At 41.3% G+C, this 17,385-nt stretch carries 9 protein-coding genes and 1 pseudogene; 3 read left to right on the top strand and 7 right to left on the bottom strand.

Features of this window, described 5'->3' with window-relative positions:
- Positions 1–281: 281 nt before the first annotated feature.
- The 3 genes from I2484_RS19180 to I2484_RS19170 all read right to left on the bottom strand — a co-directional run bounded on the left by I2484_RS19180 (position 282) and on the right by I2484_RS19170 (position 6,318).
- Positions 282–1,424 carry a polysaccharide pyruvyl transferase family protein gene (locus tag I2484_RS19180; RefSeq protein WP_207152675.1) on the bottom strand — a complete coding sequence of 381 codons (1,143 nt, stop codon included), beginning with the start codon at positions 1,422–1,424 and terminating at the stop codon, positions 282–284.
- 96 nt (positions 1,425–1,520) lie between these two features.
- Entirely contained in the window at positions 1,521–3,776 is a 2,256-nt protein-coding gene (locus I2484_RS19175; RefSeq protein WP_207152674.1) for an S-layer homology domain-containing protein, read from the bottom strand.
- 1,078 nt (positions 3,777–4,854) lie between these two features.
- Complete coding sequence (locus I2484_RS19170) at positions 4,855–6,318, bottom strand: O-antigen ligase family protein (protein WP_207152673.1); 1,464 nt, start codon at positions 6,316–6,318, stop codon at positions 4,855–4,857.
- 355 nt (positions 6,319–6,673) lie between these two features.
- Between I2484_RS19170 and I2484_RS19165 the strand changes: the two genes are divergently transcribed.
- Positions 6,674–8,704 carry an S-layer homology domain-containing protein gene (locus tag I2484_RS19165; protein WP_207152672.1) on the top strand — a complete coding sequence of 677 codons (2,031 nt, stop codon included), beginning with the start codon at positions 6,674–6,676 and terminating at the stop codon, positions 8,702–8,704.
- A gap of 887 nt (positions 8,705–9,591) precedes the next feature.
- Here I2484_RS19165 and I2484_RS19160 read toward each other — a convergent pair.
- The 4 genes from I2484_RS19160 to I2484_RS19145 all read right to left on the bottom strand — a co-directional run bounded on the left by I2484_RS19160 (position 9,592) and on the right by I2484_RS19145 (position 15,324).
- The gene (locus I2484_RS19160) at positions 9,592–11,859 is read right to left on the bottom strand and encodes an S-layer homology domain-containing protein (protein WP_255551612.1); all 2,268 of its coding nucleotides are present in this window, start codon (positions 11,857–11,859) and stop codon (positions 9,592–9,594) included.
- A gap of 103 nt (positions 11,860–11,962) precedes the next feature.
- Complete coding sequence (locus tag I2484_RS19155; protein ID WP_207152671.1) at positions 11,963–12,382, bottom strand: hypothetical protein; 420 nt, start codon at positions 12,380–12,382, stop codon at positions 11,963–11,965.
- A 67-nt stretch (positions 12,383–12,449) separates the two neighbouring features.
- Positions 12,450–13,439, bottom strand: a complete 990-nt coding sequence (locus I2484_RS19150) for a hypothetical protein (protein WP_207152670.1) — start codon at positions 13,437–13,439, stop codon at positions 12,450–12,452.
- Between the two features lie 553 nt (positions 13,440–13,992).
- Positions 13,993–15,324: a sodium/glutamate symporter gene (locus I2484_RS19145; RefSeq protein ID WP_207152669.1), complete on the bottom strand. Its 1,332-nt coding sequence runs from the start codon at positions 15,322–15,324 to the stop codon at positions 13,993–13,995.
- A gap of 357 nt (positions 15,325–15,681) precedes the next feature.
- On the opposite strand from I2484_RS19145, the gene I2484_RS19140 reads away from it, so the two are divergent.
- Together I2484_RS19140 and I2484_RS19135 are read left to right on the top strand one after the other, a co-directional pair.
- Positions 15,682–16,767, top strand: a complete 1,086-nt coding sequence (locus tag I2484_RS19140; RefSeq protein WP_207152668.1) for a glycosyltransferase family 2 protein — start codon at positions 15,682–15,684, stop codon at positions 16,765–16,767.
- A gap of 294 nt (positions 16,768–17,061) precedes the next feature.
- Positions 17,062–17,385, top strand: a pseudogene (locus tag I2484_RS19135) (hypothetical protein); the annotation flags it as partial.

Genomic DNA, 17,385 nt, shown 5'->3' with positions numbered 1-17,385 from the left:
AATCGGTGCCCGAGGTTATATGATCGCTTGGCCGCAGATATAATCGGTGGCCGAGGTTATATGATCGCTTGAATAGTAGATATGATCGGTGGCCGAGGTTATATGATCGCTTGAATAGTAGATATGATCGGTGGCCGAGGTTATATGATCACTTGGACTGTGGATATGATCGGTGTTAGAGCTTATATGATCGGTGGCCGAGGTTATATAAGTCCTACATCACAATACGAAAACAGCCACAAAAGTGAGATTCACTTTTGTGGCTGTTTTCTGTCATTTCACTATTTCTTTATTGCCTTAACAAACTGCTCTGTTCCCTTCATCGATTCATCATACAAATCGTGAGAGAGTTTCTTCGTACTATCAACCGTCGCAGACCAGTTTTCTTTCATTTCGTTGAATGCATCCAGGAATAATGAGTGTTGTTTGTTGATGTCCCCGATTGGAAATGCATACTTCTCTAAGTCGGCTAGTTTCATGAAATCATTCACTTTATGATGATAAGAAATTGCCATAATGGGTGTTTCGGTACAAGTTGCCAATATTAATGAATGGAGCCTCGTGCCGATAATGATGTCCTGCTGTGCTGTAAGTTCAAGTATTTTATCAGGCAAAAGGTTATCATCGATAATCGTACTGTTATCTTTGTAAATCATTTTCTTTTCAATATCCTTTGTAACATCTGCATCTTGCGGGAATTTTGTCGCGAAAAATGTCAGTTCAACATTGTGTTTCGCAGCTAGACTGTCCAGATTTTTCGCCATGCCTTCTACATAATCGTTATAGATAGCAGGATTCCCTTCTGGCCAATAACCTGCATTATAATAGGGTACAGCCGTAATACCGATTTTTGTTGGCGCAGCTGATTTCTCCAGGCCAGGTTGACGCAAGGAAAACGCTGGATCGCCGATAATCAGAACTTGTTCTTTCACACCGATTGACTGCAATAGTTCAGCAGATTCGGGATCGCGTACCGAAATACTGTCCGCATGTTTAGCCATATAGCGAATGAACCATTTTCCTATACCGCTGCTTAGTGGACCCGCGCCACATCCGTAAACAACATAAGGCGTCTTCGAGTTTTTAGCCATCATTGCATATGACCCAAACAATGGCGCTTCTCTTTTATATAAATCCATTAAGATTCCACCGCCGCCTATAATCAGCAAATCAAACGTCTTAACGATTCTCTTATTATTTTGGTACGTTTTAAAAAATGTCTTTACTGCATTCCCATTTTTATAATACAGTGGAAAACTAGTTACGCCATACCGTTCTGCTGTCTGTTTAGGATTATTACTAAATACAGTTAAATCAGTACTGCCTATCTTGAACGTTGACGTCACTTGTTTAATAATGCTGAGCAAAATCGCTTCGTCTCCGTTATTATCGTTGCCATAATTACCTACAATACCTATTTTCATTAGCCGACTTCCTCTACTACATGATGACTTTATTATAACATAGCTATGCCACTCCATGAAAATGGAACCAATCATGAATGACTGGTTCCATCTCGTTTATTTATTAATACTGCGGTATAGGAATGCGCTGAATTGTGCGCGGTTGACGGGTTTATTCGGCTCGAAATTGCCTTTTTCGTTCCCTGTTGTAATACCGCTTTTTGCTAGAATATGAACTTGTTTATACGCCCAGTGACTTGTAGGGACGTCTTTGAATTTCTTGGACGCCTCACCCTCGAGTTTGTACGCTTTTACTAGAATCGCTGCCATTTGAGCACGTGTCAGTTGGCCAGCGGGATCGAATGTTCCGTCCCCTTTACCGCCTACTAGATTCGCACTTGCGATAGCATTGATTTCATTGTAATAACGGTGTGTTTTAGGTACGTCTTTAAACTGTGGTGTACTTGCAGCAGTTGTATCTAAGTTGAACACACGACTTAAAATGACTGCCGCATGTTCTCGAGACAATGTATTTCCTGGGTTAAACTTACCATCCAAGTCTCCTTGAATATAGCCAAGGTCTTTCAGGTAACTTATTTCTGTATAGTACGCGTAAGTAGAAGGTATATCAGAAAACGCTGGTGTATCATCAGACAAAACGATAGGAATGCTTGTCGTTTTCGACCCGAGGGTTACGTTTACTGATCCCTTGCCTGCTTTATTAACAGCTTTGAAGGCCCCAGATGATGAAATCGTTCCGATATCACCCGTAACGCTCCACTTCACTTGTTCCGGGGAATAAATGATTGGCTTTCCTAGTGCATCCGTTGCATTTGCTTTGTACGTCACGCTTGCACCTGGTTTCACTTTTGTTGTAGAAGGTACAATTGTTAACTTAGCCGGTGCATCGACAACTGTTACAGGGAATGATTGCTTCGCGTTTCCATATTGTACGGAAACCCGGTCTTCGCCAGCTTTCAGAGCACTGTACGTAAGTCCTGAACCAGCAACGCTACCTTTTTCTGCTGTCACTTGAATCTGACTGTTGTCCACTTTTAATGGATTATAATAAGCATCCAGTAAGTAATTCACTGTCAAAGATGTTGTTGAACCTACTAGCATCGTACCAACTTGATTGCGAGAAATGCTAAGTTGTGCAGGTTCGCTCACAGGTGCTGTACTTATTGCTTCCATAATTGCAGATACTTTACGTTCCGCAGAATTTGTCGTTCGGTTGGCCAACACGACCGTATTGCTGCCATGATTTCGTACGCCCATCGCGGTTGAACCACCACCATCGAAATTGAGTGCCCGATCATAGCCTTGTTCTGCTAAATAGTTTGCGAATTGTGTAAGCGACATCCCATTGCTATAGCCCTTAAGATTGTCGACTGTTACAAGATGCACTTGTTTTTTGTCTTTACTAATGGCAATTGCTGTACGCGCCGTTAATGTACTTGCCCGCCAATTAGATGTGTTCATCGTAATGTTCGGCTTGCCGTCTTTCACAAGCATCGGACCGCTTGCTAACATGAACTCGGAGTCCATCCATTTATCGTCAATAGACAATGCAAGAGAAACATCTTCGCCCACTTGCATATTCTTGAATTTCTCAAGACCTTTAGCGCCGTGAACAGATAGAACGAAACCAGTTTTAGGGATTTCAATTTTCTCTTTCGATCCATAACCACGTACTTTCACAACTTTCCCGGTCAGTTTTTGGCCGTATTGTGTAGTGGTTACCGGCTGTCCTGTATCGATGACAATTTCAATTCCAAACTGATTGGAATTTGTATACTTATCAATATTCTGCGGTGTGAAAATAATTGTTTCATCATCTTGACGCTGACGATTTATCCCCGTCAATAAATGATTCGTCCCTTTGTAATCGATACGAACACCAAAATTAAACTGATCGATTTCAGCAAGCCCATCTTTCGTCACGCCAAACGCAATCGGTTGGCTTACATAATTGCTTGTCGATTTGGAGATGACTCCGCCATTCACAATATCGTTGCCTTGTGAAATTAAATACATCGGCAAGCCGTTATTCATGTCGAAAAATGAAGCATTGATCGCTCCAACAACACGATTACCATCTTTTGAATCTCGATTTGCAAGTACTGTCGTCGCTTGTGTTTTCGCGAGGGGTGCAGGAAGACCTACTTGTAATTTCGTATATGGATCCCCCAAATTGACAGATAGATGATTTATGTATTTTGTTGAAGATTGCTTATATTGTGAATAAGTTACCCCCGATGATACCGGATAACTCTTCACCGCATTCTGATTGGCCGAGGCACTTGCTGGTACAGTCCAAAGAAGCGCGGCTGCTACCGCCGTCATTGCGACTTGTTTACTAAAACGTTTCATTGAAGCTACTTTACTAGTGATAAAACGACACTCTCCCTTCCTATGAATATACAGCTTACCAAAGGATTCGCTATATTACCATAATCCATAAGAAGGAAATTACGAAAAGCGGAAGGCGCCGTTTAGACGCGACAGGCATAAGACGGACCGACGGAGTGGCGTACTTTGCCACGCAGTCGGGCTGACTTATGACCCAAGCGGCTGGCGCCTGGAGCTAGACATTAAGAAAAGCGGAGGCGGCCTGCATAAATGCGACAGGCATAAGACGGGTCGGCGAAATGGCGTTCTTTGCCATGTAGCCGAACCGGCTTATGACCCGAGCATTTGGCCGCCGGAGCTAGACACTATGTATAGAGTAGACACAAAAAAGCCATGCAGGGCAGATAAGACCCTAGACGCTACGTGTATCGTATATTTGCATCGCTCTGGATTGAATGACTTCTATCAGATTACCGAGATGTCTTTATGTGTAGGGATGCGAATCTGTCGCATCCCTACACACTTTTTTCGGTAATCGTATGGTGGTCCTTCATCCGTCGCACTCCAACAACACAGATACACGAAGTACTAAAGCCTTTTGTGACGAAAGAATAGCTGTCTTCTCTCCTGGATAAAAGCCGCCAAAGATGCAATTTTGGCGGCTGATGCTTTCTCTATGTTTTTCCTTTTTCACTAGTAAAGAAGTGTCACTTTCTAGTAGGCATCATATGAGTAGATACATACTCTTCGCTAAAAATAAGCAAGGAACACATTGTAAAACGTACAAAAGTGCCCGAAATTGCATCTTCGGGCACTTACACGCTCCATAAAAAATCATCTATTCTTTTCTTCCAAATCAACTGGACTTTTCACTTGAATAGTGTAGGAACGCGATAGGCGACTATTCGTAACAGGATTACCGAAAAAAGTGTGGCTAGCTATGACTTCGTCATTGCTAGCCACACTGGGGGCCACGGTAAATCTGTCATGAATAATTAGCCGTAAGCGGGCCGAAAATGTACTAGTGTAAATGAAGGATTACAGGCTCTTTTCACTTGTTTTTCATGCAAGTAAATGTCTACTTAACAGACGTGCTCTATTATAAGTCTTTAATCTTAAACTTCACATACTGACTTGTATAGGATGCAAATACACCAAAGATGATGAAATAGAACATCGTATAAAATTTCAGTTCCCAAATATTATAGTAGAATCCGGAGAATCCGGTCGCAAACCAGAAGGCAATCATGAATTTACCAAACACTGTTTTTCGCTCTTTCCAGAACATCATAAGCATAGCTAGAAGAAACGCCGCAAATAAGCCCACGCCTACAACACCCGTTTCGGCAATTACTTGAATGTACTGGTTGTCTGAGTAGAAATACTTCCCACCATAGATATCTGAACGTATTCCGTAATACTTATAGATCGGTGATCCGTATGACAATGTTGCAGATCCACCGAATGAACCGAATCCAGCTCCTGCAACCGGATAGTCTTTAAACACTTCAAACCCTTTATTAATATAGAAGAAACGACCACTTTCCGTCATGAGCGCCAAATTCTTTTGATCGAAAGTCTCCCCAAAACGTTCGCCTATACTCCCTGAACTAGTGGCTGGTGCAATAAGACCAAGCTCTTTGAAGTACTGTACGCCGAGATTAACAGGGTAATAAATCAGTAAAATGGAGGCTATGACTGCAAGAATAAGTCGTTTCATCAGATGCCAGTTTTTCGATAGGATAATGAAAATCGCACCAAGAATAAATGCTGAAATCCAAGTTCCTCTTGAATAGGTGAGGATGAATACACCAAGGAACAAGACAAGATTAATCCTTAGGAACCATTTATACTTCTCGGTTTTGTAGATTGCTTGAAGGAACAGGACCGCAATAATTCCGAACAATAGCAATAGCGCAAGTGAATTCGGATTTCCTGGCAATCCATAGATTCTAACAAAGTTTGTTGCAGATAACGTTTTATACTTCCATACATCCGGCAATAGGAACTGCCTCATAGACAGCTTTTCAATAATGCCATGAACCGAAACGATTAGGCTTGTCCATACAGTTACCCATGCAAGCCGTTGGAACCATCCTTCCGGCAATAGCATCCGTGAAACTGTATAGTACAGCAAATACATAATAATAAATGTCCGTAGTTGAAAAATGACCGCGGAAGGTAAAACGCCCTGGACCAGACCACTGATAGCCCCGAACAAGAGGAAAGCAAAAAATGCCCATTCAAACCATTTGAACGAAAACAGAGACTTCCAATCTTTTCTAGCTGCAATGATTACTTTTGCAAATGCGATGAACGTGATGAGATCCCCGATTAGCTTTAGCCCCGGATTCACTTCAACAAGAAATGGACGGATACTAACATAGACTACGAGGAATAGCAGACTTTGCTGCGGCCTGAAAAATGCGAATAACGCAAAGAACAGGGAAGTTAAGACAAGTGCAATCGATGATGGGAGCACGAGGGCTATGGCGATAACTGCCAGTGCTGCAATGAAATACACTGTTTCTTTATCTTTTAAATTCTCTTTTATAAATGTCATGAAATATATTTCCCTTTCTACGACTAAATCGTCTCATAATAATGAACAAAGTCCTCCATAATTATAGCATCTTAATAAGACGTTGTGGCTTATTCTTTAGTTTCATATTTATTCACATCTGTTGATTAACCTTTTTCCGGCATAAAATACCGGTAAGGTAGGCGCAAAAGTCTTCATTTGGACTCATACGTTTTCGGCTCACTTTCGCACAGTGATTGAGTAAGTCGTTTTTTAGTTACTTTTAGTTATTCAACACCTGTGATATGTAGTACAAATCCTTGTTATTCAAATTGAACCTTATTATTCTAGTGAAGTTCTGCTATCATTAAGTAAGATAATAGAAGGAGGTTTACGAGTGAAAAAATTAATTACTTTCACTTTACTCGCACTACTTATGTTCTCCCCTGTCTTCCAGATACAAGCACAGGCGAGTGACATTAAAGGTCACCAAATGGAAAGCGACTTGAATTATTGGATTGAAAAAGGCGTCATTCGAGCGGACGCAAAAGGGAATTACACACCGAATAAGGCTGTTACACGAGGCGAATTTGCTTCGTACATCGCACGTGCTCTTGAATTACCTGTTTCAACAAAGTACAGATTCAAAGACTTAAAGACAAACACAGGTCTTACAATCGAAATCCAAAACGCGGCTGGGGCAGGTATTCTATCGGGTTATCCCGATGGTACATTCAAAGCCAGCGAAAAAATAACCCGCCAACAGATGGCAGGTATGATGTATAAAGCCATGCGTTATATGGACCTTCCTGTACAGAAAACAACTTTAAAATTCAAAGACTCAAAAAAGATTTCAGCTAACTTTATAGATGCAGTCTCAGCTGCTGTAAACTTGACTATTATCCGAGGGGATCACCGAAAAGATGGTGTTTATTTTAACCCGAAAGATAATGCAACAATTGCACACGCTTCAGCATTCCTATTCAGGTTGTTCGCTGCAGCGGAAGTGTTGAAACCAACAAAACCGACGGAACCTAGTGAGCCAAGTGTTCCCGGGATTCCTCCGGTGGACATTCCTACTGTTGATCCTGAAGTATTTAAAGTAAGTACAATTTCAGGCGGACAACTTCGTCCGACAACTGCGCTGTATAAAACATATGAGGATGCATTGGTTACTTACAATGCATCTTCATCCATTCAGGCGATTGTCAAGGATAATAAAGTTATCAAAATAAAAGCAGGTAAAGCTTTCGGTTCGAGCAATACGAATAAAACCACTACCCTCTATAAAGATTCTTCTTTTCGCACCGTAGTGACCTCTATTCAAGAAGGCCGTGAAATCAACTATATAGGAAGCAGCCCTGAACACGTTATTGTTGAAATCGGCGGATTGACTTACTACGCGAAACACAATGAAATTGATCTTGTGCCGACTGAACTTGTCACGGCTTCTGACTACTATACAGTAGGACAAGACGGTGTATTGTATCACTACACCTACGATAATATCTCAAAAAAAGTGCTTCCTCAATATTCAATTGGAACTGCTTCCCCATCAATGGGGATAGGAAAAAGCTATACAAGTCTCGATGGTGTCCATTTTAAAGAAATGAATTCGACTAAGACGGTTACACACTACCCATACTTCCAATTCCAATCCGTGCGCCAACCATCATCATATAGCGGTGCGGAACTAGATTACTTTATCAATGTGATTTTGAAAGATCGTCAGAGTACGGGTGCTGCCCGTTACAAAGATGCTACAACCAAATCAAAGTTGATTGGTCTTGGTAATTATCTAAAGGCAACTGAAGAAACACATCGTGTCAACGCATTGTTTATTCTTGCGACAGCCATCCACGAAAGTGATTATGGGATAAGTGGAAATGCACTAACGAAAAATAACATTTTCGGCATTAAAGTATTTGATTCTAGTCCGGAATCAGGTCAAATTTACGCACATCCTGAAAATAGTATCAATGCATTTATTAACGAATACATGAACAAAAATTACGCTAACCCGTTAGGCGGATATTCGTACGGAGCAATTCCAGGAAATAAAGTTGTCGGTTTTAACGTCAGATACGCTTCTGACCCTCACTGGGGGAGTAAAATCGCCGGACATATGTGGCGTATCGATACATTCCTTGGCAAAAAAGATTACAAACAAGCAGATCTAGGCCGCATCATTTACAACGGTCCTGCAGGTGTCAATGTACGGACAAGCCCTGATGCGCTAAGTGTTAAACTATTTTCTTACAAACCGAAAGACCCAGGCACCAATGCCGCATTCGGCTACCCAGTAGTAATTGTCGATGAAACAGTCGGTAGCGACGGTTTCAAATGGTATAAGGTAATCGCAGATAGCAATCCTCCTGCAGATTACGGCTGGATTCGTTCAGACCTTGTAGAGCGTATTACGCAGTAAAAATAGCATGTCTGTTGATCACCCTAAAGTAACTAGCAAATAACTTGATTACACACTGGGCGCTATGTGTATAGTTGCATTTGGGTTGCTTTGGATTGAATGACTTCTATACGATACCCGGGATGCCTGGATGATTAGGGATGCGACTTTGTCGCATCCCTAATCAGTTTTCCCGGTAATCGTATGGTGGGCTTTCATCCGCCCTGCTCCAAATGCATAAGTACACGAAGTGTTGAAGCTTTCTGGGACGAAAGAATAGAGGGGCAACTACCTGGCTAAAAGCCGCCAAAGATGCAATTTTGGCGGCTGATGCTTTCTCTATGGTTTTTCCTTTCTTTATTAAAGAAGTGTCGCTTTCTAGTAGACATCACATAATTAGATGCATAAACTTTACTAAATGTAAGCAAGGAACACATTGTGCAATGATAAAGAGTGCCCGAAATTGCATCTTCGGGCACTTACACTCCCTATCGAAAGTCATCTATTCTCTTCTTCCAAAGCAACCGCATTTTTCACTTGAACATTGTAGGAGTGCGACAGGCAACTATTCACAACAGGACCCCTCAGTAAATCTGTCATGAATAGTTAGCCGTAAGCGGGCCGAAAATAGTCTAGTAAAAAATGGAGATTATCAAGCCCTTCTTACCAGTATTTTATGCAAATAAATGGTTAATCAAAAGACGTGTAAAAATAGGTGAATCCTATCCACTTGTGTTTGAGTGGATAGGATTTTTTTGTTGATGAAATCTGACTTACCGTGGTTAATATGAGGCTGGTCATTGCTAAATTCGAAACTGTCAGGGCTCCCCTTTTTTTAACCCCATCAAAAAAATCCCCCGTACTGAATAATTCCAGTACAGGGGATTTCCCATTTCAATCACTTTACCTCAAAGAGCATCCGTATGTTCGCTGCCAGCTGGAAGAAGATCCAACATGTCAATACGCTCAAGGCCTTTTTTAATCTTCGTCGTATATCCTAACTTGTTTTTGTTCAAATAATCCGCTTTAGAACGAATCATTTCTTCAAAAACAGGCAGCTTCGTCTCATCGACCGCCGACCATAATTCATAAGATTTGATCAAATCTTCTAATGTTAGATGAACATAATCGCGTCCGGAAAATTTATGTTCCGGCGAAACTTTATACCAAATGTCACCGTCAGGACGAATCCACTTATTCTTTTCCTTGTCTATCGCTGACTGGATACTTGTCGCAGTAGCTAAGTATGCAGGATCGTTTACCTCCTGATACGCCAATAAAAGAATGTTCATCCCACCAAGCGCATGGTTCATGGACGTATGTGTTTTCACTTTTTGCGCCGCAGGGAAATAGTCGGAAATGTAGAAGGACTCCTTGTCCACTTCGATGATATTCCCTTTCTCCTTTTGCGATACAAGCAGATTGGCATAGTTTTTCAGTCCGACATTGTAGTCCGTATGTTCAAACGCTTTGCCGCCATTATACATGAACAATGCAATTTGTTCGTTGAACCGTGTATCGACGAACGGAGCCGTTATACCGTACAAGCTTTTCAGATAAGTGCTTGTTACTTCTGTTTCCCAGTACGTCGATTTCCCTCTGAATACATCTAAATTGGCAAATGAATTATAGAGAAGGTTTTCATAATACCGTACACCAGTTTCGGCATATAGAGCCATAACCCGGTCTTCTTTCACTAGAAGCAGATTGCGCCCATACCCCCTGCCCGATTTCGGCATTGGTTCAACCGTTACCGCCATCTTATTGTAAGGGCCCTCGGCCGTGTACCATTTGTTTCGTTTTTTATAATTAACTGCTGACTCAAGCATCCAAGAGTCCATTTGCTTCCGGTCTTCAAACAATCGTTCTTTAGAAGCCAATAACCATTGGTCGACAACATCGAAGCCTCTTGACTGTAATCTATAAACGGAAAGTTGCGTTTCTCCGAGCATAACGCCGCTAAACGCTTCGCTTTCCTGATGCAATTCCCTCGTATGACTTTCCGCACCTGTAGGGTATTTCTGGTTCAGTTCAGTTGACTGGTATGACTTCCCAATCATCCGCTGAGATACGTTACCGTCTGTTTGTATTTTTTCTAAAATACCTGTCGGATACGTCATCAAGTCATAACCAAACGTCTCATCAACACTTTTCTTGATTGGGAATCGGCTATATTCATGAAGCACCGCTTTTGATAATCCCTCTTCCGTCTGGATAACATCAACAGTTACCGGTACATTCTGAGGATTTCTCAGTTCGTTGAATAAAAAGTAATCACCATTAGGCAGTTCCCTTTTCGTCATTTTCACCGTAACGGACGGAAAACCACTTATGCGGTATGTGTATATAAAATCGGTTGCATGCGCATATTTGACAGTTTTTTCTCCTGCAAACTGCATGACATGATTTGAACGCAAATATGTTTTACTAGTAGTCGAAAGTGGAACTTCGACAAATTGCTGCTCATGTCGGACTGATTCAAATGTACCGAACGTAGTAGGCTCCGTAAATACTGTTGCAGGCAATTTTTCAATCAACCCATTTTGCAGCATCGCCCTGTGTAGGAATACGACATATGTCGCGCGGTTGACAGCTGTTTTCGGATCGAATGTACCGTCTTCCTTACCAGTTGTGATACCATGCTGTGCAAGTACTTTTACGCCTAATTTATGAGATTCACTGATTTTGTTATCGTCCTTGAATGTGATTTCTTCTCCCGTATCCTGCAATTTGAAGGCCCGAACGATGACAGTCGCCATCTGTTCACGAGTCAAAGAGTCACCAACGCCGAACGTCCCGTCTTCTTTCCCTAAGAAAATGCCGGCTTCATATGTAGCCATTGCACCTTTTAAATGGGATGACTTCGCACTGACATCTTTAAAAATCGGCTTGTAGGACGAATATGGCAACTTGAGTGCATTTGTTATCAAGTTTGCTGCCTGCGCCCGTGATACCTCTAAACTCGGCCTAAACTGCTTGTCCGGATAACCGTTAATAATTTTCAAATCGATAAGTTGTGTTACTTCATCTTTAGCCCAAAAATCATTATGTACGTCCGTAAAACTTGGACTGATTGGATTCGCGCTGGCACTCAAAATACCAAAGCCAAACAACGATAAAACTACAATAATTAATCCGGTTTTCATTGGACCTTTTATTTTTCTCTTGTGTAACATTTACAAATATCCTCCCTCTCATTTACTTAGTCTATACAGTCATCCATCTATAATACCATAGAAGAGCATAGAAAAACCTCCCATTTACCAGGAGGCTGATTCGTTATTCTATTGCCTTTTGCGCAAATGTTTCTCCATTTTTACGGGCTTGGACATCGATTTGATAATCTGGGTATTTCTCTTTTAATTTTTTAGCGAAATTCTCGGCAAGTTCTTTCGCCTTTTCTTCTTTCACATCTTCAGCAACATCAAAATCAGTTAGAACGAAGCCACCGCTATCTTCTGTCACGATAATACTGACTGAAGACACACCTTCTTCTTTACCGAACTCTTCTTTCAAGTCGTCGTCTGATTTTGACGTTTCCGATTTATCGACGGCTCCTTGTTCTTTAAGGTTTTTTTCAACTGCCTCAACTTTTTTATCTTCATCAGTTTTCGGTTCATCTTTCTTATCTGACTCACCGCATGCACCAAGTAAAAGAGCTGATCCTAACAATGCTGCGAACAATAATGATTTTTTCATAGTAGGTTCTCCTCCTTTAGTTAAAGTATATGTTATCCTAACATACAAAAAGTGTGAGCAACAAGGCTCACACTTCTTGATATTTCTGTTGGCCGGCATTCTTTGCTAGCCGATCGAGTAAATAGTCCTGCGCGGTTTTCATGTCCAACTGCTCTTTTTGTTTAAATAATTGTTCAATAATTGTCGAAGTACTGAACTGTTGGATAATCTGCTCCGCTTGCATTAAAATCGCCTTATTTACAACAGGTTGTTCTGTCTGTTGTGCCGTTTCTATTGATGACGCTAGCTTAACTTGTTCAGTTGACGGGCTGATCAAATTCTTCTCTTCTTCTTTTACAGCCGCTCCAGCAATCGCTTGGGTAGCCCTCGCTATGAATGATGTCGATGCGGCATTTCGTTCATATGCGCCTTTATTGATTTGAGCGGCAATTTTAGCGATTTCGGGTCTGAATTCCTTCACCGATTCCATTGCAAATGTCAGTTCTTTAGGGTTGTCGATGAAATAAGGATTGTCATACCAATTCTGTTCCTCAAATCGGCCTTGTGATGCTACAAGCGGATTATTATAAGGAGAGTTATACCAATCACTAGATGGTTTTCCAATCCCGTGCTCTGCCGCAAGTGCTGGGTCTGTAATGAACGCGATGACATGCGGAACTTCACCAGGTGCTTTCTTGAAGTCGGAAATTAACTCATTCAAATGTGCTTTTCGGTTGGCAATTTCTGTTTCATCGCCAGACTGAATTGCCTCTTTTAACGAACGGTTTTGCACATCGATCAGATTGCTGTAATACATCTTATTCTGCTTAAATTCGCCATTTACTTTATCGTACCAAGCGGGTTGTTGTTTCGCCTGGAAATCATGATAATTAGACCAATCATTCGTTCGGATCGATTCGAGAATCAAGCTATTACGACCATGGTTGACAGCCGCTAACGGATTTACCGCAGCCGCCTCTTTGCCAAATACCTTACGCCACGCATCACCTGATGTACTAGTCGTATCACGAACTTGCATGGAGAACGATTGCTGATTACTTATTGAAGAAACAAACACAAATACACCTCTTATTTATGATTTTCATTCAAATTCATATGATGCTTAGATAATAGCATTATATCACATCTGTTGATTAGCCACTTATTTGTATATAATACTGATGAGAAGGGCTTGATAGCCTTGATTTTCACAGTACTATTTTCGGCCCGCTTTCGGCTAACTATTAACAAAGAGTATGTATCTAATCATTCGATGCCTTATAGAAAGTGACACTTCTTTAGAATACAGGTTGTAGGTTGAATGACTGATTCCACTCCATACCGCTTCGGCGCTTAGGCGATGCCTCTCGCCATAAGCCAGGTAGCTTCACCACCGGTCTTATGGCTTCGGCTACCCCTGTAAGGCGCCTACGCTAGTCTATATACCGTATTCAATACTTCACCATATATAGTGAAGTAGAGAAAACCTTATAGAACGTTTTAGCCAGGTAAGAAGCCGGCTATGTACTGTCCACTACCACGGTTATAATCATGAGGTTCTTTTTCGCAAGCATTTCCCGAAAAAAACAGGGCCCCTTTGCTGTCACATTCGACGGCGGGGCCCTGTTTCATTATGCTTTTCTATTCAACCATTTATTTTTAATCGCCATTAGATAAATAACGAATGCAAATGCAAATGTGATAGCAACAAAGACAAATCCTTGTGAATTTAGTACAAGCATCGGAGCGAATGTCACGAGCATAATTTCAACCGGCGCAATTGGTATATAGGCCAAGCTGTAATCATCCAGCGTCTTACTTTCCGATTTCGGATCAACAATTCTAAGTAGCGCCATACCCATAGCGACTGTTCCTGTTGTCCAGCCCCATGTGAATATCCCTTTTTCAAACCAGTACTGCGGGAAAAACTTCTTCGAAAAGACTGCGAAGAATAAGAACGCATACACCAGTCCAAACACGAACAATAAGATTAAGGGAACAGCATAATCAAGCACGACTGAAATACTGATTGAACCAATTCCGAATGCAACGAGAATATCCGTCGCACTTCCACTAATTCTTGTCACTACATCCTTACTGACATATTTATCCGTATTCGTAGAGTTCAATATCTTCTTCACCAACAAACCAACAAGAAATGCCAGTGAAAATGCTGGTATAACAACGCTTGGTATTAGCATCGCGCCTAATTGGCTTAAATAATAACCGCCCATGGCGATAATCGTAATGATAGATAGGTGAAAAACATATGGATCAATCGAGATCGACGATACCGTATCTGTTTCAGACTTCGTTCTTGATTCAGGTGGGATTAATCCCGTTCTAAGCTCGTCCGGCAAATCTTTGAACGAAGCGAGGAATGACGTATGCCCCTTCGAAGAACCCCATTTAATGAAGAGGATCCCTATTAGGATGGCACTCATAATCCCTACAGTGGCAGATGTCATAGCTAAAGAAGTCGCTTCTTCCCAGCCATTTTGCTCAAATGTCGCACCAATAGCCGCTGCAGTTCCGTGTCCTCCTACGAAGCCGGCTGCAAGTAACAAACCGAAACCGTCATGTACATCCCAAAATGGATTAATCAGTAGGAGCGCGAATAACAATCCTCCACCCCACATTAATACCATTGCAATTTGAGAGTATGACCACATGCTCCCGACTCTTGTCTTAATCGCATTCCAGTCAATCCGTGGTGACAATAACGGCAGTGTTCCGAAAATGATTGCTATCAAGATTGCCGGATAGACTTTAATTTGATCTGAAAACGGCAAAATCCCCAAACCATTCGGCCCAAACAGTAAAGCCAGAAGCCCTGCAATAATACTAGCCGGCAAAAACATTTGCTGGATGAACTTAACCTTCGCTCGAATAATCGTCCCTACAAGTAGTAGCAATGAAATCAAACCGATATCCGTAAATAATACCCATGGTGAAAAATCCATATAACTATTCTCCTAATCTATACATTATTTTTTGCTGAATTAAATGCCCCTCTCTTAACATCTATGTAACCGATTACACGAATATAAAAAGCACAATTTTTTATCAACTTTCACTACAATAACATCTTTTAAAGGTCTAGTAAACTTAACGGACAACTCCGAATTGCTTAGTGAATTCACAATTAACAAGCAACGTAAATCCCTTGTAAATAAAGGGATATATTCGTTACCATCAAATGACATCCAGCACTATTTTCTTCGAAAATTATATATATATTTGTAACACTCGGTGACGCTTTGCCCGTCAATAACTCGGTAACTGCATATAAATAGAAGGAAAGCTTGGAGGGATAACTAATGATAACGATAAGTTTATGTATGATTGTTAAAAATGAAGAGGAGGTAATAGGGAGATGTTTAGATTCTGTCTGCGGATTAGTGGATGAAATTAATATTGTGGACACAGGATCGACTGATCGGACAAAAGAAATTGTGGCAGGCTATACTAATCGAATTTTTGATTTCAAGTGGGTTGACGACTTCTCGGCCGCACGGAATTTTTCATTCCAACAAGCAACAAAGGATTATGTTCTCTGGCTTGATGCGGATGATGAATTTACAGTGGAAGATCAGGAAAAGTTCAAAATCCTGAAACAATCTCTACAACCATCGATTGATGCTGTTTCAATGAATTATCACTTAAGTTCCGATCCGGAAGGAAATGTAACTTCTCTTTTGAGAAGATATCGTCTAGTTAAAAAAACAAAGGATTTTAAATGGATAGGGGCAGTGCACGAGTATCTCTCGGTGTCAGGAAATCTATACGCTAGTGATGTAGCAGTCACCCACTCCCCTTTAAGTCATGATGCAGAACGCAATATCCTGATTTATAAAAAGTTGCTGGATTCAGGAAAAGTGCTCTCCCCGCGCGATACATTCTATTACGCCAATGAACTGGTGGATCATAGTGATTTCGAAACAGCAGTCCTTTACTACGAGGAGTTCTTAGATTCCAAACTGGGCTGGATTGAAGACAATATTAGGGCATGCTTCAGACTTGCAGACTGCTACCACACATTAAATGACAAGAATAAAGAACTTAGTTCTACCTTACGAACCCTTGCCTACGATGTTCCTCGGCCCGAAGCGTGTTGCCGACTCGGCTATTACTTTATGGAACAGTTTAAAAACTCCGAGGCTATCCACTGGTATAGTCAAGCGCTCCTTTATGAAAATCATCAACAGATAAGCTTGCAAAACACTTCATTTTCCACCTGGCTACCCAATCTTCAATTATGTGTTCTTTATGATCGTCTAAAACAGTATGACAAAGCCTATCATCATAATGAATTAGCCCGGAAATACAAACCAGATAATGACAGTATAGTGAAAAACAAAAAGTATTTAGATGAAGTCATTAGAAGTAATCAGGATAACAGTTAAGAGTCAGTTCAAATCACTATAGGGTTAGCCCACAATTGAAGTTCATCCTGGGATTACTTTCATCAGCTTCGCCTATCCAACTAAAACAGCCGCTCTGACATTTGTCAGGCGGTTGTTTTTTTGGAGCATCAATGTTCAAATCCAAAGCTCTTTTCTTAACCAAAACGAACAAATAGTAGTGAAATCGCCCGCACTTTATTATACATTTCATTAACTATTATTTTCACATATGGTTGATTGCCCGTCCCCCCCTTCTATTGCTCGAATAGGATGTTAAAGAAAGGAGGTGAAAAAATGAATTTTTATAACTATGAAAAAAATTGTTGTAATAATAGAGAGTGTATTGTTACTTGTAATAACAACAATTTCCGTAAAATAATATGTACAACAGGACCTGTTGGGCCTCCAGGAAGACATTGTGTTGATGGCATTGACGGTGCTACCGGTGCCACTGGAGCTACAGGACCTACTGGTGCTACTGGTGCTACTGGTGCGACCGGTGCTGATGGTGCTGATGGTGCTACTGGCGCTGATGGTGCGACTGGTGCTGATGGTGCGACTGGTGCTGATGGTGCGACTGGTGCTGATGGTGCGACTGGCGCTGATGGTGCGACTGGT

It is taken from the genome of Sporosarcina sp. E16_8 (assembly GCF_017347095.1).
In the GTDB taxonomy this organism is placed as follows: domain Bacteria; phylum Bacillota; class Bacilli; order Bacillales_A; family Planococcaceae; genus Sporosarcina.
Note: the sequence above shows the minus strand (reverse complement) of the source record. Positions and strands in the feature narration are given on the sequence as shown.